Origin of the sequence: Dokdonella koreensis DS-123 (genome assembly GCF_001632775.1) — a bacterium.
Lineage (GTDB): Bacteria > Pseudomonadota > Gammaproteobacteria > Xanthomonadales > Rhodanobacteraceae > Dokdonella > Dokdonella koreensis.
Window position 1 is genome coordinate 4,094,779 of record NZ_CP015249.1, and the last position, 25,456, is coordinate 4,120,234.

A 25,456-nucleotide genomic window follows, 5' to 3' on the forward strand; every position below is an offset into this window, starting at 1 on the left:
CGCCACCTTCCGACCCGGACCTTCCATGCTCACGCGCACCAGCCCGACCACCTTCGCTATCGCTGCGGCCCTGTCCGCGGCCTTCGCCCCTCCTGCCGGCGCGGTCCCGCCGCCGGCGACCTCATCCCCGGCTGCACCGCGCGAAGCGGCCAGCGGCATGGTGTTGTACCGGCAGCAAGCCGACTTCTACAGCGGCGGGCTGACCGCGCAGACCGCCACCGATGGCAACCCGACGAAGGCCGCCGACGACTTCACGGTGACCGACGCGGACGGCTGGACCGTCAGCGCGTTCAACTTCGCGATCGCGATCGCCAACCCACCGCCGGTGACGGCAGGCATCACCTACAACCTGACCGTCCACGCCGACGCGGCCGGCCTGCCGAACGCCGCCGCGCCGGCGCTGTGCGCGGCGACCGCCGTGGCCGGCATCCTAGACAACGACGATACGATGCTGAGCGTCCCGCTGCCGCAGGCCTGCCTGCTGCCCAAGGGCACCTACTGGGTCGCGCTGCAGGCCAACATCGACGGAGACGGCTCGCAGCCGCTCGCGACGGCGCTGTACTGGAACGGCTACCTGCCGTCGCCGACGCCCGGTGCGACCGCCGCCTGGCAAAGCCCGGCGGCCGGCTGCGCGACCTGGCAACCGGCGACCAGCTGCAACACCGCCACCAGCGCGCTCGGCTTCGACGTCGTCGGCTATCCCGGCGGGGGCGATGGCACTGCGCTCACCCTCACGTTGACGATGGCGCTCGACAATGGCGACCCGACGCAGTGCGGCACAGCGACCCGGCTCACCGTCAGCGCCGGCGACAAGGTCAACTTCTGCTACACGATGACCAACCGTACCGGCATCGCGCTCGACTACCAGACGCTCGGCGACACCCAGGGCGGACTGCTGTTCTCGCTGCGCCAGCAGGCTCTCGGCGACGGCCAGAGCCTGCGCTACAACCGCCTCGTCACCACCGAGATCGCCGACAGCGGCGTGATACAGGCCACGCTGACCGGCCAGGACCGCCTGCCCGGCTACGACTACACCAGCAGTGGCAGCTCGCGTTTCGTCGACATCACCGGCGTCGGCACGCGGATGGAGCTGGGCAACGACAATACACTCGGCGTCGACATGCCGTTCTCGTTCAACTTCTACGGCACTACCACCAACCAGCTCGGCATCGCCACCAACGGCGGCCTGTACGTCGGCATGGTGCGGCCGCTGTGGGGCGACAACGGCCCGCTGCCCAACGGCGGGCTCGGCGGCCCGGCGATGCTGCCGCTGTGGGACGACTTCGATTCGGCGCCGGGCGGGATCTACTACGCCACGCTCGGCACCGCGCCGAACCGCCGCTTCGTCGTGCAATGGGACGACCTGGTCCACTATGACGGCGCATCCAACACGGATGGCGCGACATTTCAGGTCATCATCGACGAGGCCACCGGCACGTTCTCCTACGAGTATGCCGACGTCCAGTACAGCGCGATCGGGGCCAGCCCGGACCCCGCCAGCTGCAACGGCGGCGCCTGCGCGACGATCGGCGTGCAGCGCGACGCGGCGTTCTCGACCCAGGTCGGCTCGGGCAACGTCGTGGTCGGAGACGGCACCTCCATCGCCTGGTTCCCGGGCGTCATCGACAACGCGTTCACGACCTCGGCCGCGGTCACGCTCGACGTCGGCGCACCGGTGGTCTCGGTCGCGCCGGGCGCGCTGATCGGATCGGCGCAAGCGGGCGCGACGACGCAGGTGCCGCTGACGCTCGGCAACACCGGCAGCCGGGCCCTGACCTGGTCGATCGACACGGCGGCTGCCGACCGCGACGATCCGCGCGCCCATTTCCCGGCAATGCCGTACCACGCGACACCGGCCTCGGTCGCGACGCTGCGTGAGCTGGCCGATGCGCAGGTGGCGACCGACGGCACGCCAGTGTCTGCGCCATTCCTGCCGCGCGACACCGGCCCGCTCACCGACGCCAACGTGCCGGCCTATGCCATCGGCGGCGTCGGTCCCGGCGGCGGTGCGCACCCGGATCATCTGGAGTACTTCCCGCTCGACGCGGCCTATCCGTCGGTGCTCGGCTCGATCGCGGCGTACCCGATCGACACCTACACCGGCGGCGCGTTCGCGCACAACGACTTCTCCAAGCAATACGTGATCGGTCGTGGCGGCGGCTTCTTCACGGTCGACACGGCCAACGGCCAGATGACCTATGTCGGCTTCGCTCCGACGGCGCCAAACGTCTGGCTGACCGACCTGGCCTGGGATCCCGCCACGCAGACGATGTACGTCACCGGCTGGGACGTCGCCAGCACCAGCGTCAGCTACCTCTACACGATCGATCTGGCCAGTGCCGCGCTGACGCAGGTCGCGCGGATCGACGGCACGTTCGTGACCAGCGCCACGTTCGATGCGACCGGCCATCTCTACGGCCTGGACGCGCGCGGCGCCCAGTTGATCGCGATCGACAAGCGCAACGGCCAGTGGCAGGGCATCGGCGCAATCGGCTTCACGCTCTCCAACATCGGCAGCATCGACTTCGATCCGCGCACCGGCGTGCTCTGGTACGCCGGCCATCCCTACGTGGCACCGGGCTTCCCTGCCCGGCCGGCGATCTACACGATCGACCCGGCGAACGGCCGCGCCAGCGAAGTGGGCCCGACCCGCCTTGCAGTCGACCTGGTCGCGTTCTCGCTGGCGATCCCGTACGCCGGCTGCACGGCGCCGGACGAGGTTCCGTGGCTGCGCGTCACCCCGGCCAGCGGCGTGATCGACGCAGGCCGGTATGCCGGCCTCACGGCGACGCTCGACGCGACCCACCTAGCGGCCGGCCGCTACGAGGCGACGGTATGCGTGCGCAGCAACGACCTGACGCGCCGGATCGTCGCGGTGCCGGTGCGCTTCACGGTCGGCGGCGGCCAAGGCGACGGGTTGTTCGACGACGGCTTCGAGACCCCCTAGTGGGCCGGCGACACCGGCACGCACCGTGCCGGTGTCGCGACGGACGACGGCCGCGGGCAGATGTCCGCCGGACCGCCGTATCGGCATACTCGGTGCTAGCCGCCGCCAGCGGCTGTTGCACTGGAGCCCCCATGCCCCTCGCCCGTATCGACCTGCGCGCCGGCAAGAGCGCGGACTATCTGCAAGGCATCAGCGACGTCATCTACGACGCGATGACGCAGACCCTCAACGTCCCCAAGGACGACCGCTTCCAGGTGTTCGCCGAGCACACCGGCGCTACGCTGGTGGTGGACGCCACCTACCTAGGCATCGCGCGCAGCGCCGACTGCATCGTCATCCAGGTCACGCTCAACCAGGGCCGCAGCATCGCGCTCAAGAAGGCGTTCTACCGCGCCGTCGCCGAGGGCCTGCACGCGCACCTGGGCGTGCGCCGCGAGGACGTGCTGATCAGTCTGGTCGAGGTGCCGAAGGAAAACTGGTCGTTCGGCAACGGCGAGGCGCAGTACGCCGACCCGTGACCTCGTTCCTGCCGGGCGCAAGGGACGTGCGGTCCGTCCGCTGTCGGCGCACGGCAGTGTGGCTGTCGCCCGCGCCGGCCCAGCTGGGACAGCACATTGCACCGGTGCCGTCTCTGACATCACTCGCCATTCATCGGGCGAGCGGGTGACGCCAGCGGTAGGCAATGTCAGGGCGCATTGCGCGCGGCGAAGGCCGCATCGCACGAATCGTGGAATCGGTGCTGTTCGTTGAATGTGAGCTCGAACGCCTGCGGCGTGGGCTCGGCGACGACGACATATCCGCTGTATGCCACCCGCTCGAAGGTCGGGACCAGCTTGGACAGGTCGAGCATGCCGAGATAGTCCAGCGCGCGGCGATCGGCCGCTTTGTCACCGGAGCTGACCTCGACGCGGCGCTTGGCGATCCGGCCGCTGGCGCGGACCGTGGCGGCGATACAGGTAAGTCGCGGCGGCGCAGCTTCAGGAGTGGCGGCAAGCACCGTGGCAAACAGGAGAGAGATCAGCACGGCAGATCCTTTCGTGTGCGCTATGACGGCCAGAGTGTATCAATCGATCCGGCCCGGGTTATAACGATGCGCCGCGCGCCATCCGGCACGCCCGCATCGTGACCGGCATCTGCACACGCGACCGTGCGATGCACCGGTCGCTATGCGGCCAGTCAGGGTTGGCGCAGGCCGGGCGCTTCCAGGCGCGCGCTGCGATCGAGATAGCGGCGCAGCTCGGCGTCGGGCGGCGCGGGTTCCTCCCCACCGAGGTGCTGCGCCAGCATCCGCTCGGCCAGGTACAGCCACGCCTCGCGCGAGACCGGGTCTTCCAGCGCGTGGCCGGCCTCCGGATCGACGTAGAGGCTGATGTCCTTGCCGAGCTGCTTGAGCTGCGCGGCGTATTCCACGACACCGCGCACCGCCACGCGGCGGTCCTCGCCGCCGGCGAACAGCAGCAGCGGCCGGTCCATGCGCGCGGCGTTGGCCAGTGGTGAGGCGGCCGAGAGCCGCTGCAGCGTGGCCGGATCGGCCAGGTCCAGGTCGACGAGGCGCATCCAGGCCTCGAAGCCGATGCTGCGCGACAGCGCCAGCGCCTCGCGGCTGCGCGCGACCCAGCGCAGGTTCCAGCCGAAGTCCGGGGGCGGCACCCCGGCGATGCCGACCTTGAACAGGTCCGGCGATCCGGTGACGCCGAGCAGGGCCGCATAGCCGCCGAACGAGGCACCGGCGATGCCGACGCGGGCGGGATCGCCGATGCCGCGCGCCAGCAGCGCCCGCGTGCCCTCGACGATGTCCTGCTGGACGCGGCCGTCACCGAAATCGCCGCGGGCGGCGAACAGGTAGGCACGGCCGTAGCCGGTGGAACCGCGGAAGTTCGGCTCGAACACCGCATAGCCGCGGTTGGCCAGGAACTGCACGAAGCCGCTGTAGTCGGGCCGCGTGTGGCTCCACGGTCCGCCGTGCGGATGGACGACCAGCGGCACGCGCGCCGGATCGGTCCCCGGCGGCAGCGTCAGGAAGCCGTGCAGGCGCAGGCCGTCGGAAGCGGACCAGGCGACCGGGATCTTCGGTGCCAGCGCCGCTTCGGGCAACCAGCCGTCCGGCGCCGGAACGCCGCTGCGGACCGGGCGCGGCGCTTCGTCGAGGATGCGCCGCAGCGCGCCGGTCGCCGGGTCGTAGAGGTGCCAGCGCGTTTCCTGCAGCGTGCTGGCGCGCTCGCCGACCAGCCACCGTGCCTGGCCGACCGTGATCGCCAGATCGCGCCCCGGCAGCTGGCGATCGAGTGCCGCGACGTGGCGGGCAGCCTCGGCGGTCACGCCGTAGCCGGCCGGCTCGCCGCCGCGGTAGTGGGCGACCAGCGGCCGACCGTCGACCGGGTCGGTCGCGACCGTGTCGATGTCGGCCTCGTTGCGCGGATCGGCGTGCACGCGCTGGTGCGTGCCGTCGGGGGCGAGCCGGACCAGCCCGGCCCGGTCGGCCGCCAGGTCGCTGGTCATCCACAAGGCACCGTCGGCAGCGACGCGTGGCAACAGGCTGCACCGGTGCAGTCGTTCGCAGCGGACGACCGGCGCGAGCCCGTGCGCGTCCGCGCGCAGGATCGCCAGGTGCTCGTCCTCGACGCGCTGCAGGTAGGCGAGCGATCCGTCGGCGGCGAAGGCGGCATCGGTGAGGCGCCGCGCGTCCTCGTGCAGCACGGTGCGCGCGCCGTGCAGGTCCACGCGCAGCAGGCGCCAGCGGCGCGCGGCGTCCGGTGTCGCGCGACCGTGTTCGAGCACGATCGCGGCGGCGGGCCGGGCCGGGTCGACGGCCAGCAGCTCTCGCTCGTCGGCGCCGCCGAGCGGCGTCACCAGTCCGCCGCCGGGCTGGCCGTCGACGCCGAGCGCGAACAGCGCGCGGTCCGACACGAGCAGCAGCCAACGGCCATCGCGCGTCCACAGGAGCCGGCCGGCCTCGGTGGCCGGCAGCAGGCGCCGCGGAGCATCGCCGGCGGTGGGCATCACCCAGGCGCTGCGTGTGCGGCCGTCGTCGAGCAGCCAGGCGACGTGCCGCCCATCGGGCGCCAGCGCAACGCTGCGCAGGGGTGAGCGCAGCAGGAAGTCCGTGCGCGGCCGCGGTGGCGCCGCTGCACGATGGCGCTCGGCCGCGATCGCGGCGTGTTCGGCAACGGCGGCGTCGACGGGCGTGCCGGCGGCCAAGCCGGGGATGGCAGCCGCGCAGAACAGCGCGGCGGACAGGAATGGACGGTACGGCATGGCGGACCTCCAGCGAGTGCAGGCGGAGCTCGGGCGCGAGCGGGCATCGGGACGCGCCGCGGCGGCGGGTCCCGATGGAACGGTGCGGAGCGCGGTCAGGCCGCGGCGGCGTGCGCGAGCGGCACGGTGCCGAGGCGTTCCTGCGGCCGGTACAGCAGCCACAGGCTCGCCAGTGCCGGCAGGCCGACCACTGCGCAGGCGATGATCCAGGCCGCGCGCGCGACCGGCGAGAATGCCCGGTTGCGCGTCAGCAGCAGCGCGCCGAGCGCGGCCAGCGCCGCGAGCACGGCCGCCAGCCAAACGATCGCGCGCGGCACCGGCGCGCACTGCGTGGCGGTGAGCGCATCGGGCCGGGCGAACAGGCCGCGCGCGCCCTCGCGCAGCGCGTGCAGGAACGGCGAGGGCCACCAGGCCTGGTACCGGTAGAGCGCCGGGAAATCGGCGTCGATGTCGCGGCGGGCGATGGTCCGCAGCGTCCCGTCGTCGTCCACGGCCAGCACCACCTGGTACGGCAAGGCGCCGCGCATGTCGTGTGCCTGCGCGGTGAATGCGAACGAGGCCAGGTAGCCGTCCACCCGCTCGACCACGTCGATCGCGCTGAGGTCGCCGAACGCGCCGGGCACCGGGATGCGCAGGCGCGGCGTCAACGGCACGTCGGCATCGGCCGCATCGCGGCCGTCGTAGACGGCCAGCGCGCGCGCGCCGAGCGCGGCGACGGCCTCGCCGAGCGGCTGCACGCCGGCCAGTGGCTCGCCATCGGCAAGGTGGATGCGCGGCAGGATGCGGCCGGTCTCGGTCACGTAGTGGTAGAGCGTGTCGCCGGCGATCAGCAGGCCGTCGCCGGCCGGCAGCGGGCCGAGCGTGCCGGCCGGCAGGGCCGGTGCCGGAAACGCGGCGGTATCGTTGCCGATGCCGAGCTCGCCGGTGCCGGCGCCATCGGTGAGGCGGTAGCCTTCCAGCCGCATGCGATCATGGCTGAACACCCAGCGCACGCGCCGCTCGCTGTCGTCGAATTCCATCGGCGCGACGTTGGTCAGCGATTGGCGCTGCAATCCGGCGGCGAGCTGCCAGCCGACGCCGAGCACGTCGGCGAGCGTCACCTGCTCGCGCCACAGCGGTGCCTGCGGATCGTCGCTGGCGGCCAGGCCGGCCAGCAGCCGCTGCCGGCCGTCCATGCGGTCGGTCTCGATCGCGCCGCCGGCTGGCGCCGTGGCGCTGTTGAGCGGATGCGAGCCCTGCATGATCCACAGCATCTCGACGCCGAAGCACAGCACCAGGAAGGCCAGGTAGACCGCCATCTGCACCGGCAGCGCAACGGCGGCGACGGCCAGCGGATGCCGCGGCGGCGCGGCGAGGTCCGGCTTGAACGCGATCACCGCAAGAGCCGCCAGCCAGGCCACGGTCAGCGCCTGCACGAGCAGCGCCCAGGGTCCGCTGGCCCCGCCGACGATCCAGGCCAGCGGCAGCACCAGGGCCGCCAGCGCAACGCGGCGCGGCGCGAGCATCGCGAACGAGCCGGCCAGGTACAGGCCGAGCGCGATGAGCCAGGCGGCCAGCGGCAGCAGCCAGTGGCGCAGGTCCACGACGCGGGCGGTCATCGTCTCCTGGCCGACTGCGACCAGCAGCGCCGGCAGTCCCACGCCGACCGCCAGCAGCACCGCGCCCGCGCCGTGCAGCGCCAGCGCGATCCGCAACGGCGCCAGCGGCCGGTGCAGCAGGTTGAGCCAGGTGGTCGGGCGGCGATAACCGGCCATCTGGTACAGGCCCAGCAGCACGCCGGTCAGTGCATAGACGGCGCCGAAGACGCGGTACACCAGCAGCGGCTGCTGGGCCAGGTCCACCACGCGCATCAGGAAACCGAGGATCGCCAGATGCACCGCGGCATAGGCCAGCGCCCAGACGCGCAGGCGCAGCAGCTCGGCTTTGAAGAGGTCCCACATGGTTCGTCGTCCTCGAAATCGTGTGCGGCTCAGGCGGCGGCCGGAGCGGCGTGGTTCTTCGCCAGGAAGCCGTTGACCGCGCGGTCCAGCCCCACCGGCATGCTCTGCACCGAGCGCGCGCCGCAGCTGCGCAGGAACTCGGCGAAGGTCTCGTCCTGGTCCAGCACCAGGTAGTGGTACAGCCCGTCCAGGCGCTGGACCTGCAGCAGGCCGGGCACGGCGGCCGGCTCGGGCCCCTTGAACGGCACGTCGGCCACCCAGTGCGTGACGCGCGCGCAGAAGTCCTCGGGCGTGGACATGTTCTTGAGCTGGCCGCGCTCGAGGATGATGAGGTTGTCGGCGACGCGCTCGATCTCCTCCATCTGGTGCGAGCAATAGATCACCGTGCAGCGCTCGGCCGCGCTGGAATACATCAGCGATTCGAGGAAGGCGCGCTTGGCGACCACGTCCAGGCCCAGCGTCGGCTCGTCCAGCACCAGCAGCTCCGGCGACTGTGCGAGCGCCAGCGCCAGGTTGAGCCCGGCGCGCTCGCCGCGCGAGAGCTGGCCCACGCGCTGCTCGGGCAGCACGTGGTAGTGCCCGATCACCTCGGCGAACGCACCCTCGTTCCAGCGTGGGTAGAGGCGCCGCTGCATGCGCACCACGGCATCGACGCGGACCCAGCCCGGCAGCGTGTGTTCCTCGTTGACGAAGCCGATGCGCCCGCGGTCCGCCGGCGTCAGCCGCTGGCTGTCGCGGCCGAGGATATGGGCCGTGCCGGCGCTCGGCGGCAGGAAACCGAGCAGCACGCGGAACAGCGTGGACTTGCCGGCACCGTTGGCGCCGACGATCGCGTGGATGCGGCCGCGCGGGATCTGCAGGTCCAGGCGGTCGAGCGCCAGCTTGCGGCCGTAGCGCTTGCTGAGCGCGACGGTCTGGACGACGTAGTCGGGATCGGACATCGAACGCTCCGTAGGAAAGGATCAGGCGGTCTTGCGCGGCACCAGCGCACGGAATGCGTGCAGCAGGCGGGCCTGGACCGCGTCGTGCGGATAGCCGAGGGCGACCACCTCGTTGAGGAAGCGCCCGATCGCCTCGTCCAGGCGCCGCGCGCGCTCGGCGTCACTGAGGCGCTGGCGCGGCGGGGCGACGTACAGCCCCAGGCCCTGCCGCGCCTCCAGCCAGCCTTCGGCGGTCAGCTCGGCATACGCCTTGGCGACGGTGTTCGGATTGACCGTCAGCTGCTGGGCCAGGCCGCGCACGCTCGGCAGCTGGTCGCCGGACTCCAGCTCGCCGGTGGCGATCTTCATGCGCACGGCATCGACGATCTGCTTGCCGATCGGGCGCGAATCGCCGGTGGCGATCTGGATCATCAAGGGACGGGTTCGGGCCACACGGCACCTCGGCTATCTGTACTATATCACATAGTACAGATAGAACAGTAGTCCGTGTCAACCGCCGGCCGCACCAGACACTCGGTTCGTCCCGTTCGGGCCGGATCGGCCTTGTTCGCGGCGGGGATGCTTCCGCACGATCGGGCCGACCGTGGCCGCGCCGCTGCGCTGCCGTTCCCGCCCCCCCCCGTCAGGAGATCGCCATGCCTCTGGATCGTCGTCGTTTTCTGCAACTGGGGGCCGCCCTCGCCGGCGCCGCCGTACTGGCACCGGCCCGGGCGCTCGGACCCACGCTGGCCGGGCCGACGGGCCGGCCGCTGAAGATCCTGGTGCTCGGCGGCACGCGCTACCTCGGGCCGGCGGTCGTCGAGGCCGCGCTGTCGCGTGGGCACGCGGTGACGCTGTTCAATCGCGGCATGACCGCGCCGGACCTGTTTCCGGGCGTGACCCGGCTGCGCGGCAACCGCTATCCCGATCGCGACGGCGGCATGACCGCGCTCGAGGGCGGCCGCTGGGACCTGACGATCGACCTGTGCGCCTACTACCCGCGGCTGGTCGAGGCGTCGACGCGGCTGCTGGCCGATCGCACCGATCGCTATCTGATGGTGTCGAGCGTCAGCGTCTTCCGCGACCTCAAGACCGAGGGCCCGGACGAGACCGCCGCGGTGCTGCCGCTGGCCGAGACCTTCGAGGAACTGCCGGATCTCTACGAGAACGACTGGAAGACCTATGGCGGACGCAAGGCCGCCAACGAGGCGATCGTGCAGCGCGTGTTCGGCGCGCGCGCGACCATCCTGCGCCCGTGCTCGATCTGCGGCGGCGGCAACAACGACGGCAGCGGCGCGTACTGGGCGGCGCGCCTGCAGCGCGGCGGGCGCGTGCTGCTGCCCGGCGACGGCAGCGACCCGACCCAGCTGATCGACGTGCGCGACGTCGCCGACTTCGCCGTGCTGGCCGGCGAACGCAAGCTCGCCGGCATCTACAACGTCGCCGGCCCGGCCGAGCGCTTGTCGCTGCGCGACTACATCGCCGCGGCCGGCCGTGTCGTCGGCAGCCGTGCCGAGGTGATCTGGAAGGGCGACTTCCCGCGCGCGATGTACGGCCTGCCGCTGGCGCCGCCGTACGCGGCGGTGCCGGGCTTCGCGACGGCCAGCAATGCCAAGGCGCGCGCGGCCGGCCTGCGCTTCCGCGCGATCGAGGAGACGATACGCAGCAACTGGCTGGACCATCGCGTGCGCCGCGGCGATGCGTTCGACTTCGCCGCGGCCGGTATCGGGCTGAGCGCGGACCAGGAAGCCGCCCTGCTCGCCGGCGCGGAGGAACGCACCGCCGCAAGCTGACGGCCGCGACACACTGCGACGTCGATCAGCCCGGCCGGCGCCGGCGCCACAGCACGACGAGACCGAGCGCGGCGAACGGACAGGCCAGGCAGGCGAAGCCGAAGCCCACCACGCCGAACCCGCCCGCGATCGCGCCGATCGCGAAGCCGAGCAGCGGCGGCGCCATCTTGCGCAGGCGCGCCTGCGCCTGTGCCGCCTCGACGCCGCGCGCGAGATCGACCAGGTCCATCGTCACCTGCGTCACGTTGCCGGTCATGACCGTCGTCGGTCCGTGGCCGGCGAGCGCGCTGCGTGAAGCGGCGTTCTGGATCGACATGGCGGCGACGCCGAGCATGCCGACCAGGATCGTGCCGGGCGCCCCGGCCGCGACGAACGGCGCGAAGTACACGCCCGCCGCGAGGAACGCGGCAAGGACGACCATCTCGGCCACCAGGATCGGCACGGCCGGATCGCGCCCGCGCCGCGCCGCGCGGTGCTCGTACAAGCGCGTGGCGCCGACCACCGCCAGGAATACCGGGAACGCCAGCAGCTTGCCGGCGATGTCGGCGCGGTGCGTGGCGAGGCTGTCGCCGATCAGCACGAGGTTGCCGGTCATGTGCGCCGTGAACAGGCCGAACAACGCGACGAAGCCGGCCGTGTCGACGAAGCCGGCGACGAAGGCCAGCAAGGCCGACGCCCGTGCGTCGGCGGCCGGTTCGGCAACGGGACGGCGTGGGGACTCGAGCGGGGCGGCGCTGGCGTTCATCGGCGGATCTCGGCAAGGAAGAAGACGTTCGCGGGCCCGGCGGCACGGCGCGGAACCCGGCAGCGGCGACGCCGCAGGGACGTGCCAGGCCGGCGCTGCGGGGCCGTGCGCATCAGAACGCCCAGCACGCGCAGCCGAGCGCGCCCCAGAAACCGTGCGCGTCGGCCAGTCCGGTCGCGGGCGCGCGAGCCCCGGCGTGGACGGCACAGGCGGTCGCCGGCGGCGCGGCACGCACCGCCGCCTGCGCCGCGTCGGACTTCCAGTAGCGGCTGCCGAAATTGGCCGGCGACCAGTCCGGCATCGGTGCCGGCAGCGGCGGGTCGAGCGACTTGAACGCGCCATCGGCGTGGACGATGCGTCCGCCGACGACGGTCAGCAGCGAGACGATCTGCCGGATGCGGTCTTCCGGCACGCTGAAGTAGTCCTCCGACAGCACGGCGAAATCGGCGAGCTGGCCGGCCCGGATCTGGCCCTTCACGCCGTCCTCGCCCGAGAACCAGGTGTTGGCGCGCGTCATGAGGTCCAGCGCGGTGTGCCGGTCGAGCCGGTTGCCGGGCGGGTACAGGCGCGTGCCGCCGACCGTGCGGCCGCTGGTCAGCCAGTGCAGCGCGGTCCATGGGTCGTAGCTGGCCACGCGCGTGGCGTCGGTGCCGGCACCGAGGCGGATGCCCCGGTCCAGCATGCGCCGGACCGGCGGCGCACGCTCCGCGGCTTTGGCGCCATAGCGCTCGACGAAGTACTCGCCCTGGTAGGCCATGCGGTGCTGCACGGCGACGCCACCGCCGAGCCGGGCGATACGCTCGAGGCTGCGGTCGCTGACGGTCTCGGCATGGTCGAAGAACCAGCCGATGCCGTCGAGCGGGATGTCGCGATGGACCTTCTCGAACACGTCGAGCGCACGGCCGATCGATTCGTCGTAGGTCGCGTGCAGCCGCCACGGCCAGCGATGGGCGGCGAGCAGGCGCACGACCGCTTCGAGGTCACCTTCCATGCCGGGCGGCAGTTCCGGCCGCGGCTGGCGGAAATCCTCGAAATCGGCGGCCGAGAACACCAGCATCTCGCCGGCGCCGTTGAGCCGGTAGAAGTCGTCGCCCTGGCGGTAGCGGTTGGCCGCGGTCCAGCGCGTGAAGTCGGCGAGCTCTTCCTTGGGCTTCTGCGTGAACAGGTTGTAGGCGATGCGCAGCGTCAGCTCGCCGCGCGCATGCAGGTCCTCGACGACGCGGTAGTCGTCCGGGTAGTTCTGGAAGCCGCCACCGGCGTCGATCACGCTGGTGACGCCGAGGCGGTTGAGCTCGCGCAGGAAATGGCGGGTGGAGTTGAGCTGGTAGTCGTAGGGCAGCCGCGGGCCTTTGGCGAGCGCCGAATAGAGCAGCAGCGCGTTGGGCTGCGCGAGCAGCAGGCCGGTCGGCTCGCCGCCGGCGCCGCGGACGATCCGGCCGCCGGGCGGATCGGGCGTGTCGCGCGTGTAGCCGGCGGCACGCAGCGCGGCGGCGTTGAGCAGCGCGCGGTCGTACAGGTGCAGGATGAAGACCGGCGTATCGGGCGCGACGGCGTTGAGTTCGGCCAGCGTCGGCAGGCGCTTCTCGGCGAACTGGTGCTCGCTGAAGCCGCCGACCACGCGCACCCACTGCGGCGGCGGCGTGCGCGCGACCTGCGCGCGCAGCAGGCGCATCGCATCGGCCAGCGAGGGCACGCCGTCCCAGCGCAGCTCCAGCGTGTAGTTGAGCCCGCCGCGGATCACGTGCACGTGCGAGTCGATCAGGCCGGGGATCACGGTGCGGCCGCCGGCGTCGACCGTGCGCGTCGCGGGGCCGGCCAGCGCGACGACGTCCGAGTCCGTGCCGACGGCCAGGAACCGCCCGTCGGCAATGGCGAATGCCTGCGCCTGCGGCCGGGCCGGATCGACGGTGGCGACCTTGGCGTTGTGCACGATCAGATCGGCGGGCTCGGGCATGGTCAGGTCTGCGTCTGTGCGTCGGACGGAAGGGAGGTCAGTGCGAAGGTTCGTCACTGCCGGCGGACGCCGGTGGCCGCGCCGGGTCGCGCGCCGGCGCGGCGCGGCCGGCCTGCACGATGCCGGCCGGCGCGTGCGCGACCCACTTCCGCGCGGCCGGCACCCGCTGCTCGCCGAGCAGGATGCCGGCGAAGCCGATCAGGGCGATCACCGGCGGTGCCGGGGATCGCACGTGGAGCAGGCCGTAGATCACGCCGACCAGGACGCCGACCGCGAGCGAAGCCGCATAGAGCTTCATCGCGGCGCGCCCTCAGCCCCGGTCCTGGATGAAGGCCAGCAGGTCGGCGTTGAGCCGGTCGGCATGGGTGCTCGCCAGGCCGTGCGGTGCGCCTGCATAGACCTTCAGGACCGCGTTCCGGACCAGCCCGGCCGCACGCCGGGCCGAGGCCTCGATCGGTACGACCTGGTCGTCGTCGCCGTGGACGATCAGCGTGGGCACGTCGATCCTCTCGAGATCCTCGGTGTAGTCCACTTCGGAGAACTGCCGGATGCAATCGTACTGCCCCTTGAGTCCGCCCATCACGCCCTGCAGCCAGAACGTGTCGACCAACCCCTGCGAAGGCGTGGCGTCCGGCCGGTTGAAGCCGTAGAACGGCCCGGCGGCCAGGTCCTTGTAGAACTGCGAGCGATCGGCCCGCACGCCGGCGCGGATGCCGTCGAACACCGCGAGCGGCAGGCCGCCGGGGTTGGCCGGAGTCTGGAGCATCAGCGGCGGCACGGCGCCGACCAGCACCACCTTCGCGACGCGGCCGGTGCCGTGGCGGCCGACGTAGCGCGCGACCTCGCCACCGCCGGTGGAATGGCCGACCAGCACCACCTCGTGCAGGTCGAGCGTCTCGATCAGTCCGGCCAGGTCGTCGGCGTAGGTGTCCATGTCGTTGCCGTGCCAGGGCTGCGCCGAGCGGCCGTGGCCGCGCCGGTCGTGCGCGATCGTCCGGTAGCCGCGCTCGGCCAGGTACAGCATCTGCACGTCCCAGGCGTCGCCGGACAGCGGCCAGCCGTGGGAGAACACCACGGGCTGTCCACTGCCCCAGTCCTTGTAGAAGATCGCGGTGCCGTCTTTCGTCGTGATCGTGCTCATCGTCGGGGTCTCGTGGGGGGATGGAAGGGGTATGGCGCGGCTCAGTGGCCTTCCTGCGCCTGGAACATCGTCCTGGCATAGACCAGGCCCACGCCGTAGCCGCCGCCATGGGCCACGGCCGTGGCCACGGTGGCGTCGTAGGTGGCGGCGCGCGCCCAGTCGCGCTGCAGCTCCAGCAGGTACTGCAGCGCGGTCAGCGGCCGGGCGCCGGCCTGCACCATGCGCTGCACCGCGCGCTCGTGCGCCTCGGCGCTGACGTCGCCGCAGGCATCGGTGATGACGTACGCCTCGAAGCCCTGCGCGAGCGCCGACAACACCGGCCCGACGATGCACACGCTGGTCCACAGCCCGGCGAACACCACCCTGCCCTTGCCGAGGCGGTTGACCTCGGCGACGACCGCGGCGTCCTCCCAGGCGTTCATCGTCGTGCGGTCGATCGGCGCCCGGTCCGCCAGCACGCCGGTGACCTCGTCGAAGGTCGGGCCGGAAAAGCTCTTCTCGGCCACCGTGGTGACGATCGCCGGCACCGCGAACGTGCGGGCGGCCTCGGCGATCAGCGCCGCGTTGTTGCGCAGCTCGACGACGTCGATCGAACGCGTCGCGAACGCCATCTGCGACTGGAAGTCGATCAGCATCAGGGTGTGGTCGGCGCCGTCGAGCAGCGTCGCGGCGGGAGTGGCGGTGGCGATGGGCATGGCGTTTCCTGCGTCGGGGTCCGGGGTGGAGGGATTACTACGGGGTCATGTCGAACAGCAGCAGCTCGGCGTCGTCCGCCGCGCGCACGACCAGCTTCGCCGCATCGGTCCAGGCCGCGGCGTCGCCGGCGTTCAGCACCTCGCCGTCGACCTCGACCGACCCGCGCGCCACCTGCAGCCAGAGCTTGCGGCCGGCGGCCGGGACATGGCTCAGCTCGTGCGCGGCGGCGAGCCGCGTGGCGTACAGGTCCACGTCCTGGTGGACCTTCAGCGCGCCGTCGCGCGGCGTACCCGACGCGATCAGGCACCAGCGATCGGCGAGATCCGCCGCGTCGAAACGGTGCTGCTCGTAGCCGGGCGCCAGGCCCTGCCGCTCGGGCAGGATCCAGATCTGCAGGAAGTGCACCGGGTCGGTCGGCGAGGCGTTGAACTCCGAATGCACCACGCCGGTACCGGCGCTCATGCGCTGCAGCTCGCCGGGGCGGATCTGCGCACCGGTGCCGAGGCTGTCCTTGTGCTCGAGCGTGCCGTCCAGCACCCAGGAGAGGATCTCCATGTCGCGGTGCGGGTGTGCGCCGAAACCCTTGCCGGGCGCGACGCGGTCCTCGTTGATGACGCGCAGCGGGCCGAAGCCCATGTGCGCCGGATCGTGGTAGTCGCCGAACGAGAAGGTGTGACGGCTCTTGAGCCAGCCGAAATCGGCCAAGCCGCGATCGTTCGAATGACGGGTGGTGTGCATGGCGGTGTCTCCGTTGCGTCGATGCGGCGCACTCTAGGCAGCGCCCGGCCGGGCGCCTAGCCGGCGAACCGCGAACGGCGCGTTCGCTATTCCCGAACACCACCTGGAGCCGTGCCGCTGGCGCGCCGGCATCCGCGGTTTCCGTGCTTCAATACCGCGATGGACCCCGACTTCGGCGACATCCGGGCCTTCATCCAGGTGGTCGACAGCGGCGGCGTCAACGCCGCGGCGACACGGATGAACGTCTCCAAATCGCAGCTCAGCGCGCGCGTCGCGCGGCTGGAAAGCACGCTGCAGGCCAAGCTGCTGCACCGCTCGCCGCGCGGCGTCGCCGTCACCGATGCCGGCCAGCGCTTCTACGAGCACATGCGCGAAGTGCTCGCACGCATGCAGCAGGCGGTCGACGAGGCCTCCGGCGAGGACGCCGGGTCGATCGCCGGCAGCCTGCGCGTGGCCGCACCGATGACGTTCGGCACCGCCTACCTCGGCCCGGTCCTGTACGACTTCATGCGCGAGCACCCGGCGCTGGAGCTGACGCTGGAACTGGACGACCGCTACGTCGACCTGCTGGCCGGCGGCTACGACCTCGGCGTGCGCATCGGCCGCCTCCACGATTCCTCGCTGATGGCGCGGCGCATCGCGCCGAGCCGGCGCGTGCTGGTCTGCAGCCCCGGCTACGCGCATCACAACGGCACGCCGCAGGCGATCGACGACATCCAGCAGCACGACTGCATCTGCTACGGCAACGCGTCGGTGGCACCGTACTGGCAGTTCGCGCCGCGCGCGGACGGCGAGGCGCCGCGCCAGATCGTCGTGCGCGGCCGCACGCATCTCAACAACGGCGACAGCATGCGTGACGCGGCGATCGCGGGCCTGGGCATCGCCCTGCTGCCGCTGTTCATCGCCGCCCCGGCGCTGCGCGAAGGCACACTGATCGAGCTGCTGCCCGGCTCGCCGCCGACGGCGGACGCCATCTACGCGGTCTATCCGCAGACGCGCTACGTCAGCCGCGCCGTGCGCGCGCTGATCGACCGGCTGGTGGCCGCGTTCGACGAGGGGCCGCCCTGGGAATCGCCGGCCGCGGAACCGCCCGCCTCCTGAGCCACGGCATGCCTGCCGGCTCGTGACGCACGGGGTCCGGACCGGCCGGGCGCGCCGGAACGCATGCCGCTAGCCGGGCGCAGCCGGCCCGCGCCGGAACGCCGAATCGGCCGGAAACGCCGCCTCCAAGACCGGCCGTGATGCCGCTTCCAGTGCCTGTGCGTCCGCGTCACGGCCGGCCGCACGCAGGCTGGCCGCATAGCGCAGTCCGAGACGCGCCACCTGCGGATGCCCGGCACCGAACGCCGCGTCCAGTGCGCGCCAGGCCGCCTCCTCGGCGCGCAGGGCCGCCTCGGCATCGCCGGTGTGCCGCGCGATTTCGGCCCGCAGCAGGCGGGACTGGGCCAGCACCCAGGCGTCGGCGCGCGTGGCCGGCGCCTCGACCCGGTCGAGCAGCGCAGTGGCCTGCACGGCATCGCCGGTGGCGAACAGCCAGTGCGCCTGTGCCAGCGGCGTGTACGGCGCCAGCGTCGCGCCGGGATCGTCCTTGGACGCCCAGCCGGCCTGCGCCGCATCGAGCAGGCTGCGGGCTTCCGCGCCGGCCTCGCCGCTGTCGATCAGCACGCGGGCCAGCAGCGTTCGGGCGTGCAGGACACGCGGGTCATCCGTGTCGTAGCGCGCGAGCGAGGCGTCGAGGGCCGGACGCAGCGACGCTTGCGCGCGCGCGTACTGGCCCGTCAGCAGGTAGTGCTCGCCGGTGGCCAGCATCACGGCGACCGCCTCGCCACTGTCGCTGCCGTTGAGCCGTACCTGGTCGGCCAGTGCCTCTTCCAGCCGCTGCAGCGCCGCCGGATAGCGGCCGGCCTGGTCGAGGATCTGGGCCAGGCGCAGCCGATAGAGCGCACCGAACGGACCGCGCTCGCCCTCGATGCGGCCGGCCATTGCCAGCGCGTCCTCCATCGTCGCGATGGCGGCGGGAAGGTCGCCGGCGCGAGCGAGCAGCTGGGCATGGCGGCTGTAGCGCTGGCTGCGGGACAGGCTGTCGCCCGCCGGCAGCTCGGCCAGCCCCTGCTCGCAGTGGCCGCGCGCGGTCGCGACGTCGCCACGGGCCAGCGTGATCATGCACAGGTTGTGGAAGGCCGCGCCGATGCGGTTGTCGCCCCCGCGCGGCAACTGCCGGTTCATCGCCAGCGTCGTTTCCGCCGCGGCCTGCGCGGCGGCGAGCTGGCCGGCGCGATTGAGCGCCAGCGAGAGCACCATCCAGGCGTTGGCGACCGGCTGCGAGCCCGGCGCGGTCAGGCGCTCGGCCAGCGTCAGCGATTCGCGCGCGGCGCGCACGGCCTCGTCCGCGGGGAACTCGCCGTTGGCCATGATGTTCGCGAGCGCTTCGAGGCAGCGCGCGGCGGCGAGCGGCTGGTCGACCGCCGGATCGAGGTTGAGATCCGCCGCCTCGCGCATCAGTGCGGCCGCCCGCGGATTGGCGTTCATGTGGCGATAGGCGTTGCCGACCGCCTCGAGCAGGCGGGCGCGGATGTGCGGCTGGCCGTCCAGCTCCGTGCCGATGCGCGCCGCGCCGGCGTCGAGCACCTCGCGCGCGGTGAGATCGTGGCGCAGGTCGCGGTTGAGGTTGGAATCGGCAGCGGCGAACACCGACACCAGGAACTCGGCCACGCGGTCGGAGACCGCCGCCTGCCGCCGTGCCTCGCGCTCGGCCAGCAGCGTGCGCCAGGTGAAGCCGCCCGCGAGGCCCAGCAGCAGCACCGCCGTCGCGATCGCCCAGCGGTTGCGCGCCAGGTAGCGCTGCGCGCGGTAGCCCCACTGCCCGCGCCGCGCCAGCACCGGCCGCGCGGCCAGGTGGCGGCGCAGGTCGTCGGCCAGCTCGGCCACCGAGGCATAGCGCTGCGCGGGTTCGCGCCGCATCGCCTTGAGCACGATCGCGTCGATGTCGGCCGGAATGCGGCGCGGCGCCGGCGCGCGCCGCGCCGGCCGGCTCGGCGGCGGGAACGTGCCGGAGACGATCGCGTTGGACCGCTCGTGCTCCGAATCGAGGTGGTCGAACGGCCGCACGCCGGCGACCAGCTCGTACAGCACGACGCCGAGCGAGTAGATGTCGGTGGCGGTACCGAGCGCCTTGCCCTCGACCTGCTCCGGGCTCGCGTAGGCCAGCGTCATCGCGCGCAGCACCGTGGTCGCCGGTGCCGCGCCGGCGTCGCGGTCGAGCAGCCGCGCGATGCCGAAATCGAGCAGCCGGGGCTCGCCGTCCGCGCCGACCAGGATGTTGGCCGGCTTGAGGTCGCGGTGGATCACCAGCTGGGCATGCGCATGCTCCACCGCGCCGCAGACCTTCAGGAACAGCTCGATGCGCGCCCGCATCGGCCGCGGGGCGGCGGCGCACCACTGGTCCATGCGCAGGCCGTCCACGTACTCCATCGCCAGGAACGGCTGACCGTCCGCGTCGAAGCCGGCGTCGATCAGGTGCGCGATGTTCGGATGCTGCAGTGACGCCAGGATGCGGCCCTCGGCGAGGAAGCGCGCCGCCTCCCCGGCACCGGGCGCACCGACGCCGTGCAGCCGCTTGAGCGCCACGCGCTGGCGCGGGCCACCGTCGTCGCGTTCGGCCAGCCAGACCTGGCCCATGCCGCCCTCGCCGAGGCGCTCGACCAGCCGGTAGCGGCGCGGCGCGGCGGACTCCACGCGCGCCTCGGCCAGCAGCGTGCGGGCCAGGTCGACGACCCCGGCGAGCGCATCGGCCGGCTCGTCGCCCTCGACCGCGGCGATCAGCCAGTCGACCTCGCGGCGCAAGTCCACGTCCGTGCCACAGGCGGCGGCGAGATGGGCCTCGCGCGCGTCGGACGGAAGGTCGAGCGCCTGGTGGGCGATCGCCTGTGCGCGGCGATAGCGCGCGTCCGCCTCCGCGCTCATCGCGCGTACGCGGCGGCGGGCAGCGACCCGCGATGGGCCGGCCACGCTGCGGCGGCACCCCGGGCAACACGGGCGTGTCTGGCATGACGGCAAGGCATGCCGCCGAGCATAGCAGCGCCGATCGACGCCGATGATCCGCGCGCGCGCGCCTTTGCGCGTTGGAGGATGAACGCGCCGCCGTCACCGGCGGCGGCACGGATCGGACCGACGATGCAGGAGGATGTGATGAAGACACGGGCTGATGGACGCCGCCGCGCGGCCGCCGCGATCGGCGCCACGCTGGCCTGGGCGATGGCTGCCGCCCTGCCCGCCGCCCAGGCCTGCGAGGCCGGCGACGTGTGCGGCATCGATGGCGGCCCCGGCGGCCTTCCCGGCAGCGATCGCCACGCCGGCGGCGCGGGCGGCACACCCGGCAGCGTCAGCCCGGGCAATGCCGGCGGCGCGGGCGGCACGGCGGGCCTGGTGCCCGGCACGCCGGGCCAGCCGGGCATCGCCGGCGGCAATCCGTCGGCGCAGGTCCTGAGCGGCGGCGGGGGCGGCGGCAACAACACCAGCATGACGACCCTGCCGGGCACGCTGGCGCCGGGCGGCAGCGGCGGCGTCAACGGCGGCCAGGGCGGGACCGGCGGGGCCGGACCCAGTGTCGGCAGCGTCGGCCTGTTCGGCGGCGCCGGCGGGGGTGGCGGTGCCGGCGGCGGTCCGCGCAACGACGGCATCGGCGGGGGTGGGGGCGGCGGCGGCAGTGGCAACGGGGGCGGCCAGGATGCGGGCGGCGGCGGTGGGGGCGGGGGCGGCGGCGGCGCACCCGGCGCCGTGATAACGGGGTCCTGGACCAACGAGGCCGGCCTCTACGGCGGCAACGGCGGACGCGGTGGCGACAACGCCGGCCGCCTCAGCGGGGGCGGCGGCGGTGGCGGGGGTGGTGTCGGCGCCTGGCTGGGCACCGGCGCGACGCTGACCAATACCGGCACGATCGTCGGCGGCACCGGCGGCGAGCGCGGCCTGGATACCTCGGTCTTCCGCGTGACGCACGGCGGCGGCGGCGGCGGCGGTGCCGGCGTCGTGATGGCCGGTGCGACCCTGGTCAACCGCGGTGCGATCGCCGGTGGCGACGGCGGCGCGGGCGACCGCCTCGACATCAGCGGCCGCGGCGGCACGGGCGTGACCGGCACCGGCGCTGCGACGGTGGTCACGTCGGGCCACATCGGCGGCGGCTTGCAGTACGCGCCCGCGGTGCAGCCGCCGGCGCCCGCGATCGAGTTCCTCGGCGGCGGCAACCGCCTGGTGATCGAGCCGGGCGCCCGCTTTGCCGGCACGGTGATCGCGCTGTCGAGCACCGGCCAGGCCGCCGACGTCCTCGCCCTCGGCGGCGCGACGGGCGGCACCCTGGACCTGGCGCAGCTGAGCGCGGCCGACGTGCGCAGCGCGGCGGCCTACCAGGGCTTCGGCGCCTACCGCAAGATCGATGGCGGGACCTGGACCCTGGTCGGCAGCGGCCTTGCCGCGGCCTGGGGCGCGCCACAGCACTGGACGATCGACGCCGGCACCCTGGTGGCCAACGGAAGCCCGGCGGCTACCGGACCGGGCGCCGTGGGGTCGGTGCGGGTGCAGGCCGGCGCCGCGCTGGCCGGCAACGGGACGGTCCATTCGACCGACGTCGCCCACGGCGGCACGCTGGCGCCGGGTGATGCCGCCCTGCCCTACGGCACGCTCGCCGTGCGCGGCGATGTCGGGCTGCAGCCGGGCTCGACGCTGGCGATCCGCAGCGCGACCGGCAGCACCTGCTCTGGCCTGGACGCGACCGGCACGCTGGCCCTCGGCGGCACGCTGCGCGTCAGCTTCGACGCCACGCCGGCCCTGGGTACCTCGTGCACGATCGCGGTCGCCGGCAACGTCACCGGCGCCTTCGCGAAGGTCGTGGCGGCGCCGTCGGTCGGCCTGGTCACCTACCATCCCCAGCGCGTGACGTTCACCGTCATCGGCGACGACCGGCTGTTCGCGGACGACTTCGAGTGAGGCGCCGGCCCTGCCCGCTCGCGGTCAGGCCAGCTCGCGCTGCAGCCACGCGCGCGCCATGCGCCAGTCGCGCACCACGGTCGGCCGGGCGATGGCGAGCACCTCGGCGATCTCCTCCAGTTCCAGCCCGGCGAAGAACTTGAGGTCGACCACGCGGGCCTGGCGTGGGCTGAGCTGCGCCAGGCGATCGAGCACGGCATCGAGGCCGATCAGGTCGGCCTGGGCCGCCGGCAGGTCGATCTCCTCGATCGCCAGCCGCTGGTCGGGATGCGGCCGCTTGTCGGCCTGGCGACGCCGCGCGTAGTCGACCAGCACGCGCCGCATCGCCTGCGCGGCGAGCCCGACGAGCTGGGCCCGGTTGGCCGGATCGACCTGCCGCTGGCCGAGCAGGCGCAGGCAGGCCTCGTTGACCAGGGCGGTGGTCTGCAGGGTATGGCCGTGACGCTCGCCGCGCAGCGCACGCGCCGCCAGGGCCTTGAGCTCGGCATAGACGATCGGCGTGATGCGCTCGGCCGCAGCCGGCTCGCCGGCGCCGCAGCGGGCGAGCAGATCGGCCATCGCGTCGGCAGCGGAAGATTCGGACATCGGAACCCGGACTCGGCCGGCATCGGCACGGCGCGAGGCAGCATAGCAACGATCCCCGCCGGCCAGCACCGGCCACCGGCCGGCCGGGCCGGTCACCGTGCGCGCCGCCGCTGCCGTCGCGCCCGCCCTGTCCGCTACGATTGAACTATAAGTTTCACTAACATGAAATCGATACTTGCATCGACAAACCGATCGCGGCACAGTGCCCTCGGGACCGCCGGCAACCTCCCGTTCGCCGCGACGCAAGGCTCCCGATGGTCATGGAAACGATCCGATTTCGCGACTACCAGATCGACACCGCGCTGCGCGAACTGTGGCATCGCGGCGAACGCGTGGCGCTGACGCCGCGCGCATTCGATTGCCTGGCCTACCTGATCGAACAGCGCGGACGCGCGATCGGCCGCGACGAGCTGATCGCCGCGGTCTGGGGGCGGGTGGACGCCACCGACAACCTGGTCGACCAGATCATCCTGCGCTGCCGCCGGGCCATCGGCGACACCGGCCCGGAACGCTACGCCATCCGCACGATTCCGCGATTCGGCTATGCCTGGATCGCCGACGTGACCGCCACGCCGGCGCCAGCGCCTTCCCGCCGGGCCGCCGCGCGACCGGCCGGCCGGGTCCACCCGCTGGCCGGGCGCCTGCGCGCGCGATGGTCGCAGGTCCGCGAGCGGGCAGGCCGGTCGATGCGGCGCGCGGCCCGCTGGACCGGCGATGCCCACGCGTGGCGGCACTGGCGGGCGGCCGCGGTGGCGACGCTCGGCCTGCTGGTCGGCAGCGGCACACCGGTGTCGCGACCGCCGCCCGTGCCTGCGCCCGAACCCAAGGCGATCGTGCTGCCGGTGCAGCTGGCGCCCGGCCAGGGCCAGGCCTGGATGCGCCTGGGCCTGATGGACGCGATCGCCGAGCGCCTGCGCGATGCCGGCTTGCCGGTGCTGCCGAGCGACAACGTCGTCGCCCTGGTGCGCCGCTTCGATGCGGATGCCGCCACCGAGGACGTCGTCGCGGCGGCGCTGGCGGCGGCTACGGCGCCGGCCTGGATCTTCGGCGTGCGTGCCGAGGCAGTGGAGACCGGATGGCAGGTGCGCCTGCACGGCCTGTATGGACCCTCGCCGATGCCCACCGGCCTCGGCAGCGCAGCCGATCCGCTGGCGGCGGCCTACCTCGCCGCCGATGATCTCGCGCGCCGGCTCGACCTGACACCGGCCGGCGGCGATGCCGGTGCCGAGGCGCACGACCGCGCGCGCCTGCTGCAGCAGGTCAAGGCGGCCGCCTGGGCCGAGCAGCACGACCAGGCGCGCGTGCTGCTGCAGGCCGCCGCCGCGCGCCACGGCGCGGCACTGGACGTGCGCTACTGGCTGGCCGAGATCGATCACCTGGCCGGCCACGTGCACAAGGCGCAGGCGGCGTTCCGCGCACTGCTGGAAGAACCCCGCCTCGCGCAGGACGCGGTGCTGCAGGCCAAGGTGCACCACGGCCTGGGCTACACCTGCCTGCGCCTGGCCGATTTCCAGGCCGCGGCCGTCCAGTTCGACCAGGCCGTGCGTGGGCTCGCCGGTGCCGCCACCGGCGAGGCGCGCAACCAGCTCGGCATCGCGCTGAACGGACGCGGGCTCGCGCGCAGCTGGCTGCGGCGCTTCGACGAGGCCGAGGACGACTACGCCCGCGCCCGCGTCGCGCTCGAAAGCAGCGGCGACCAGCTGGCGCTGGCCCAGCTCGACAACAATGTCGGCGCGCTGCACGAACTGCGCGGGCGCCCGGCCGAGGCGCTGCCGTACTTCCACCGCGCCGCCGAGCGCGCTGCGGCCTTCCAGGCGCTGCAGCCGGAGCTCGGCGCCCGCATCAACATCGCCGGCAGCCTGCTCGGCCTGCTCGAACCCGCCGCCGCGCTGGCGCAGGATGCGCGGATCGCCGCCCTGCTCGACCGCGTCACCCATCCGGGCACGCGCGAGCTGGTCAACGCCAACCGCGTGCAGGTATTGACCGCCAACGGCCGCCTGCACGACGCAGCCGCGTTGCTGCAGCAACTGCGCGACGCACCGGCCGAAGGCCGCAGCGAGGCACTGGACGCATGGATGCAGATCGTCGCCGCGGCGCACGCGCTTGAATCGGGCCAGCCCGCCCGGGCCGCGGAGCTGGCGGCCTCCGCCCTGACCGACGCGCTGCGGACCACCGCGCCGCACCAGTTCGTCTGGGGCCAGTACGTGGCGTTCACCGCGGAGCGCCGCCAGGGCCATCTCGCCGCGGCGGCGGCCATTGCGGATACCGTGTCGCGGCGGGCGCACGCACCCGATGACGTGCCGGAGGTGATCGTGCTGTCTGCGCTGATGCAGGCCGAGCAGGCGGTGTTGCACGGCGATGATGCCGCCGCCGAGGCGGCATTCCGGCAGGCCCTCGACCAGGCCGAGCATCCGCGCGCGCCGGCGCTGATCCTGCGCGTGTCCGCGGCCCATGCCGGGTACCTGATCGACCGGGGCCGGCTCGACGAGGCCGTCGCAGCCGCCGGCCGCAGTGCCGGCTGGGCCTTGCAGAGCTACGAGGCGGCCCTGCTGCAGCTGCGTGTCTACCACGCATTGGCCGATGCCGGCGCCTGGCAGGTGGCGCGGGTGCGGACCGAGGTGCTGGCCGGCGAGCGCGAGATCCCGCCCGAGCTGCTGGCGCTGCCGCGCCACGCGATCGCCAGCCGCTAACGCGGACCGCGCCGCCGCGCTCCGCGGCAGCGCTCGACCAAGCTGACCCGCCGCACGTCCCGCGCACGCCGGG

At 73.2% G+C, this 25,456-nt stretch carries 19 protein-coding genes; 6 read left to right on the top strand and 13 right to left on the bottom strand.

Features of this window, described 5'->3' with window-relative positions; all coding sequences use genetic code 11:
* The first annotated feature begins 25 nt into the window (after positions 1-25).
* Both I596_RS16705 and I596_RS16710 read left to right on the top strand, forming a co-directional pair.
* Complete coding sequence (locus I596_RS16705) at positions 26-2,947, top strand: lactonase family protein (RefSeq protein WP_150132226.1); 2,922 nt, start codon at positions 26-28, stop codon at positions 2,945-2,947.
* A gap of 131 nt (positions 2,948-3,078) precedes the next feature.
* Complete coding sequence (locus tag I596_RS16710; protein ID WP_067650552.1) at positions 3,079-3,465, top strand: tautomerase family protein; 387 nt, start codon at positions 3,079-3,081, stop codon at positions 3,463-3,465.
* Positions 3,466-3,632: 167 nt separating this feature from the next.
* Here I596_RS16710 and I596_RS16715 read toward each other — a convergent pair whose 3' ends face one another.
* From I596_RS16715 to I596_RS16735, 5 genes are all read right to left on the bottom strand, one after another.
* Entirely contained in the window at positions 3,633-3,971 is a 339-nt protein-coding gene (locus tag I596_RS16715; RefSeq protein WP_067650555.1) for a hypothetical protein, read from the bottom strand.
* Positions 3,972-4,123: 152 nt separating this feature from the next.
* Entirely contained in the window at positions 4,124-6,202 is a 2,079-nt protein-coding gene (locus I596_RS16720; protein WP_150132227.1) for a prolyl oligopeptidase family serine peptidase, read from the bottom strand.
* 95 nt (positions 6,203-6,297) lie between these two features.
* On the bottom strand, positions 6,298-8,142 hold the full coding sequence (locus tag I596_RS16725) for a hypothetical protein (RefSeq protein ID WP_067650561.1): 1,845 nt from the start codon (positions 8,140-8,142) through the stop codon (positions 6,298-6,300).
* Positions 8,143-8,171: 29 nt separating this feature from the next.
* Entirely contained in the window at positions 8,172-9,083 is a 912-nt protein-coding gene (locus I596_RS16730; protein ID WP_067650565.1) for an ABC transporter ATP-binding protein, read from the bottom strand.
* Positions 9,084-9,104: 21 nt separating this feature from the next.
* A complete protein-coding gene (locus I596_RS16735; RefSeq protein WP_067650568.1) occupies positions 9,105-9,494 on the bottom strand; it encodes a GntR family transcriptional regulator in 390 nt (129 codons plus the stop codon).
* A gap of 224 nt (positions 9,495-9,718) precedes the next feature.
* On the opposite strand from I596_RS16735, the gene I596_RS16740 reads away from it, so the two are divergent.
* Complete coding sequence (locus I596_RS16740; protein ID WP_083965670.1) at positions 9,719-10,855, top strand: NAD-dependent epimerase/dehydratase family protein; 1,137 nt, start codon at positions 9,719-9,721, stop codon at positions 10,853-10,855.
* A gap of 25 nt (positions 10,856-10,880) precedes the next feature.
* Here the strand turns inward: I596_RS16740 and I596_RS16745 are convergent, their stop codons facing one another.
* From I596_RS16745 to I596_RS16770, 6 genes are all read right to left on the bottom strand, one after another.
* A complete protein-coding gene (locus I596_RS16745; protein WP_083965671.1) occupies positions 10,881-11,600 on the bottom strand; it encodes a YoaK family protein in 720 nt (239 codons plus the stop codon).
* Between the two features lie 112 nt (positions 11,601-11,712).
* On the bottom strand, positions 11,713-13,554 hold the full coding sequence (locus I596_RS16750; RefSeq protein ID WP_067650571.1) for an amidohydrolase: 1,842 nt from the start codon (positions 13,552-13,554) through the stop codon (positions 11,713-11,715).
* Positions 13,555-13,591: 37 nt separating this feature from the next.
* Entirely contained in the window at positions 13,592-13,852 is a 261-nt protein-coding gene (locus tag I596_RS16755; protein ID WP_067650574.1) for a DUF1427 family protein, read from the bottom strand.
* Between the two features lie 12 nt (positions 13,853-13,864).
* On the bottom strand, positions 13,865-14,695 hold the full coding sequence (locus I596_RS16760) for an alpha/beta fold hydrolase (RefSeq protein ID WP_067650577.1): 831 nt from the start codon (positions 14,693-14,695) through the stop codon (positions 13,865-13,867).
* 41 nt (positions 14,696-14,736) lie between these two features.
* Positions 14,737-15,390, bottom strand: a complete 654-nt coding sequence (locus tag I596_RS16765; protein ID WP_067650586.1) for a hydrolase — start codon at positions 15,388-15,390, stop codon at positions 14,737-14,739.
* 37 nt (positions 15,391-15,427) lie between these two features.
* On the bottom strand, positions 15,428-16,129 hold the full coding sequence (locus I596_RS16770) for a pirin family protein (RefSeq protein WP_067650589.1): 702 nt from the start codon (positions 16,127-16,129) through the stop codon (positions 15,428-15,430).
* A gap of 159 nt (positions 16,130-16,288) precedes the next feature.
* Between I596_RS16770 and I596_RS16775 the strand changes: the two genes are divergently transcribed.
* Positions 16,289-17,230, top strand: coding sequence for a LysR family transcriptional regulator (locus I596_RS16775; protein ID WP_067652202.1), 942 nt, complete (start codon positions 16,289-16,291; stop codon positions 17,228-17,230).
* A gap of 69 nt (positions 17,231-17,299) precedes the next feature.
* Here I596_RS16775 and I596_RS16780 read toward each other — a convergent pair whose 3' ends face one another.
* Positions 17,300-20,092 (bottom strand): serine/threonine-protein kinase, encoded by a 2,793-nt coding sequence (locus I596_RS16780; RefSeq protein ID WP_067650592.1) that lies wholly within the window; start codon positions 20,090-20,092, stop codon positions 17,300-17,302.
* Between the two features lie 225 nt (positions 20,093-20,317).
* Between I596_RS16780 and I596_RS18250 the strand changes: the two genes are divergently transcribed.
* The gene (locus I596_RS18250) at positions 20,318-22,108 is read left to right on the top strand and encodes a hypothetical protein (RefSeq protein ID WP_190278935.1); all 1,791 of its coding nucleotides are present in this window, start codon (positions 20,318-20,320) and stop codon (positions 22,106-22,108) included.
* A 24-nt stretch (positions 22,109-22,132) separates the two neighbouring features.
* Here the strand turns inward: I596_RS18250 and I596_RS16790 are convergent, their stop codons facing one another.
* The gene (locus I596_RS16790) at positions 22,133-22,693 is read right to left on the bottom strand and encodes an ECF-type sigma factor (protein WP_067650598.1); all 561 of its coding nucleotides are present in this window, start codon (positions 22,691-22,693) and stop codon (positions 22,133-22,135) included.
* A 260-nt stretch (positions 22,694-22,953) separates the two neighbouring features.
* On the opposite strand from I596_RS16790, the gene I596_RS16795 reads away from it, so the two are divergent.
* Positions 22,954-25,383 carry a winged helix-turn-helix domain-containing protein gene (locus I596_RS16795; RefSeq protein ID WP_190278936.1) on the top strand — a complete coding sequence of 810 codons (2,430 nt, stop codon included), beginning with the start codon at positions 22,954-22,956 and terminating at the stop codon, positions 25,381-25,383.
* Positions 25,384-25,456: the final 73 nt, after the last annotated feature.

What these genes read in the sequence shown, in the direction of transcription:
- I596_RS16705 (WP_150132226.1), top strand. Translation starts at nt 26, where the DNA reads ATGCTCACGCGCACCAGCCCGACCACCTTCGCTATCGCTGCGGCCCTG.
- I596_RS16710 (WP_067650552.1), top strand. Translation starts at nt 3,079, where the DNA reads ATGCCCCTCGCCCGTATCGACCTGCGCGCCGGCAAGAGCGCGGACTAT.
- I596_RS16720 (WP_150132227.1), bottom strand. Translation starts at nt 6,202, where the DNA reads ATGCCGTACCGTCCATTCCTGTCCGCCGCGCTGTTCTGCGCGGCTGCC.
- I596_RS16725 (WP_067650561.1), bottom strand. Translation starts at nt 8,142, where the DNA reads ATGTGGGACCTCTTCAAAGCCGAGCTGCTGCGCCTGCGCGTCTGGGCG.
- I596_RS16730 (WP_067650565.1), bottom strand. Translation starts at nt 9,083, where the DNA reads ATGTCCGATCCCGACTACGTCGTCCAGACCGTCGCGCTCAGCAAGCGC.
- I596_RS16735 (WP_067650568.1), bottom strand. Translation starts at nt 9,494, where the DNA reads ATGATCCAGATCGCCACCGGCGATTCGCGCCCGATCGGCAAGCAGATC.
- I596_RS16740 (WP_083965670.1), top strand. Translation starts at nt 9,719, where the DNA reads ATGCCTCTGGATCGTCGTCGTTTTCTGCAACTGGGGGCCGCCCTCGCC.
- I596_RS16745 (WP_083965671.1), bottom strand. Translation starts at nt 11,600, where the DNA reads ATGAACGCCAGCGCCGCCCCGCTCGAGTCCCCACGCCGTCCCGTTGCC.
- I596_RS16750 (WP_067650571.1), bottom strand. Translation starts at nt 13,554, where the DNA reads ATGCCCGAGCCCGCCGATCTGATCGTGCACAACGCCAAGGTCGCCACC.
- I596_RS16755 (WP_067650574.1), bottom strand. Translation starts at nt 13,852, where the DNA reads ATGAAGCTCTATGCGGCTTCGCTCGCGGTCGGCGTCCTGGTCGGCGTG.
- I596_RS16760 (WP_067650577.1), bottom strand. Translation starts at nt 14,695, where the DNA reads ATGAGCACGATCACGACGAAAGACGGCACCGCGATCTTCTACAAGGAC.
- I596_RS16765 (WP_067650586.1), bottom strand. Translation starts at nt 15,390, where the DNA reads ATGCCCATCGCCACCGCCACTCCCGCCGCGACGCTGCTCGACGGCGCC.
- I596_RS16770 (WP_067650589.1), bottom strand. Translation starts at nt 16,129, where the DNA reads ATGCACACCACCCGTCATTCGAACGATCGCGGCTTGGCCGATTTCGGC.
- I596_RS16775 (WP_067652202.1), top strand. Translation starts at nt 16,289, where the DNA reads ATGGACCCCGACTTCGGCGACATCCGGGCCTTCATCCAGGTGGTCGAC.
- I596_RS16780 (WP_067650592.1), bottom strand. Translation starts at nt 20,092, where the DNA reads ATGAGCGCGGAGGCGGACGCGCGCTATCGCCGCGCACAGGCGATCGCC.
- I596_RS18250 (WP_190278935.1), top strand. Translation starts at nt 20,318, where the DNA reads ATGAAGACACGGGCTGATGGACGCCGCCGCGCGGCCGCCGCGATCGGC.
- I596_RS16790 (WP_067650598.1), bottom strand. Translation starts at nt 22,693, where the DNA reads ATGTCCGAATCTTCCGCTGCCGACGCGATGGCCGATCTGCTCGCCCGC.
- I596_RS16795 (WP_190278936.1), top strand. Translation starts at nt 22,954, where the DNA reads ATGGAAACGATCCGATTTCGCGACTACCAGATCGACACCGCGCTGCGC.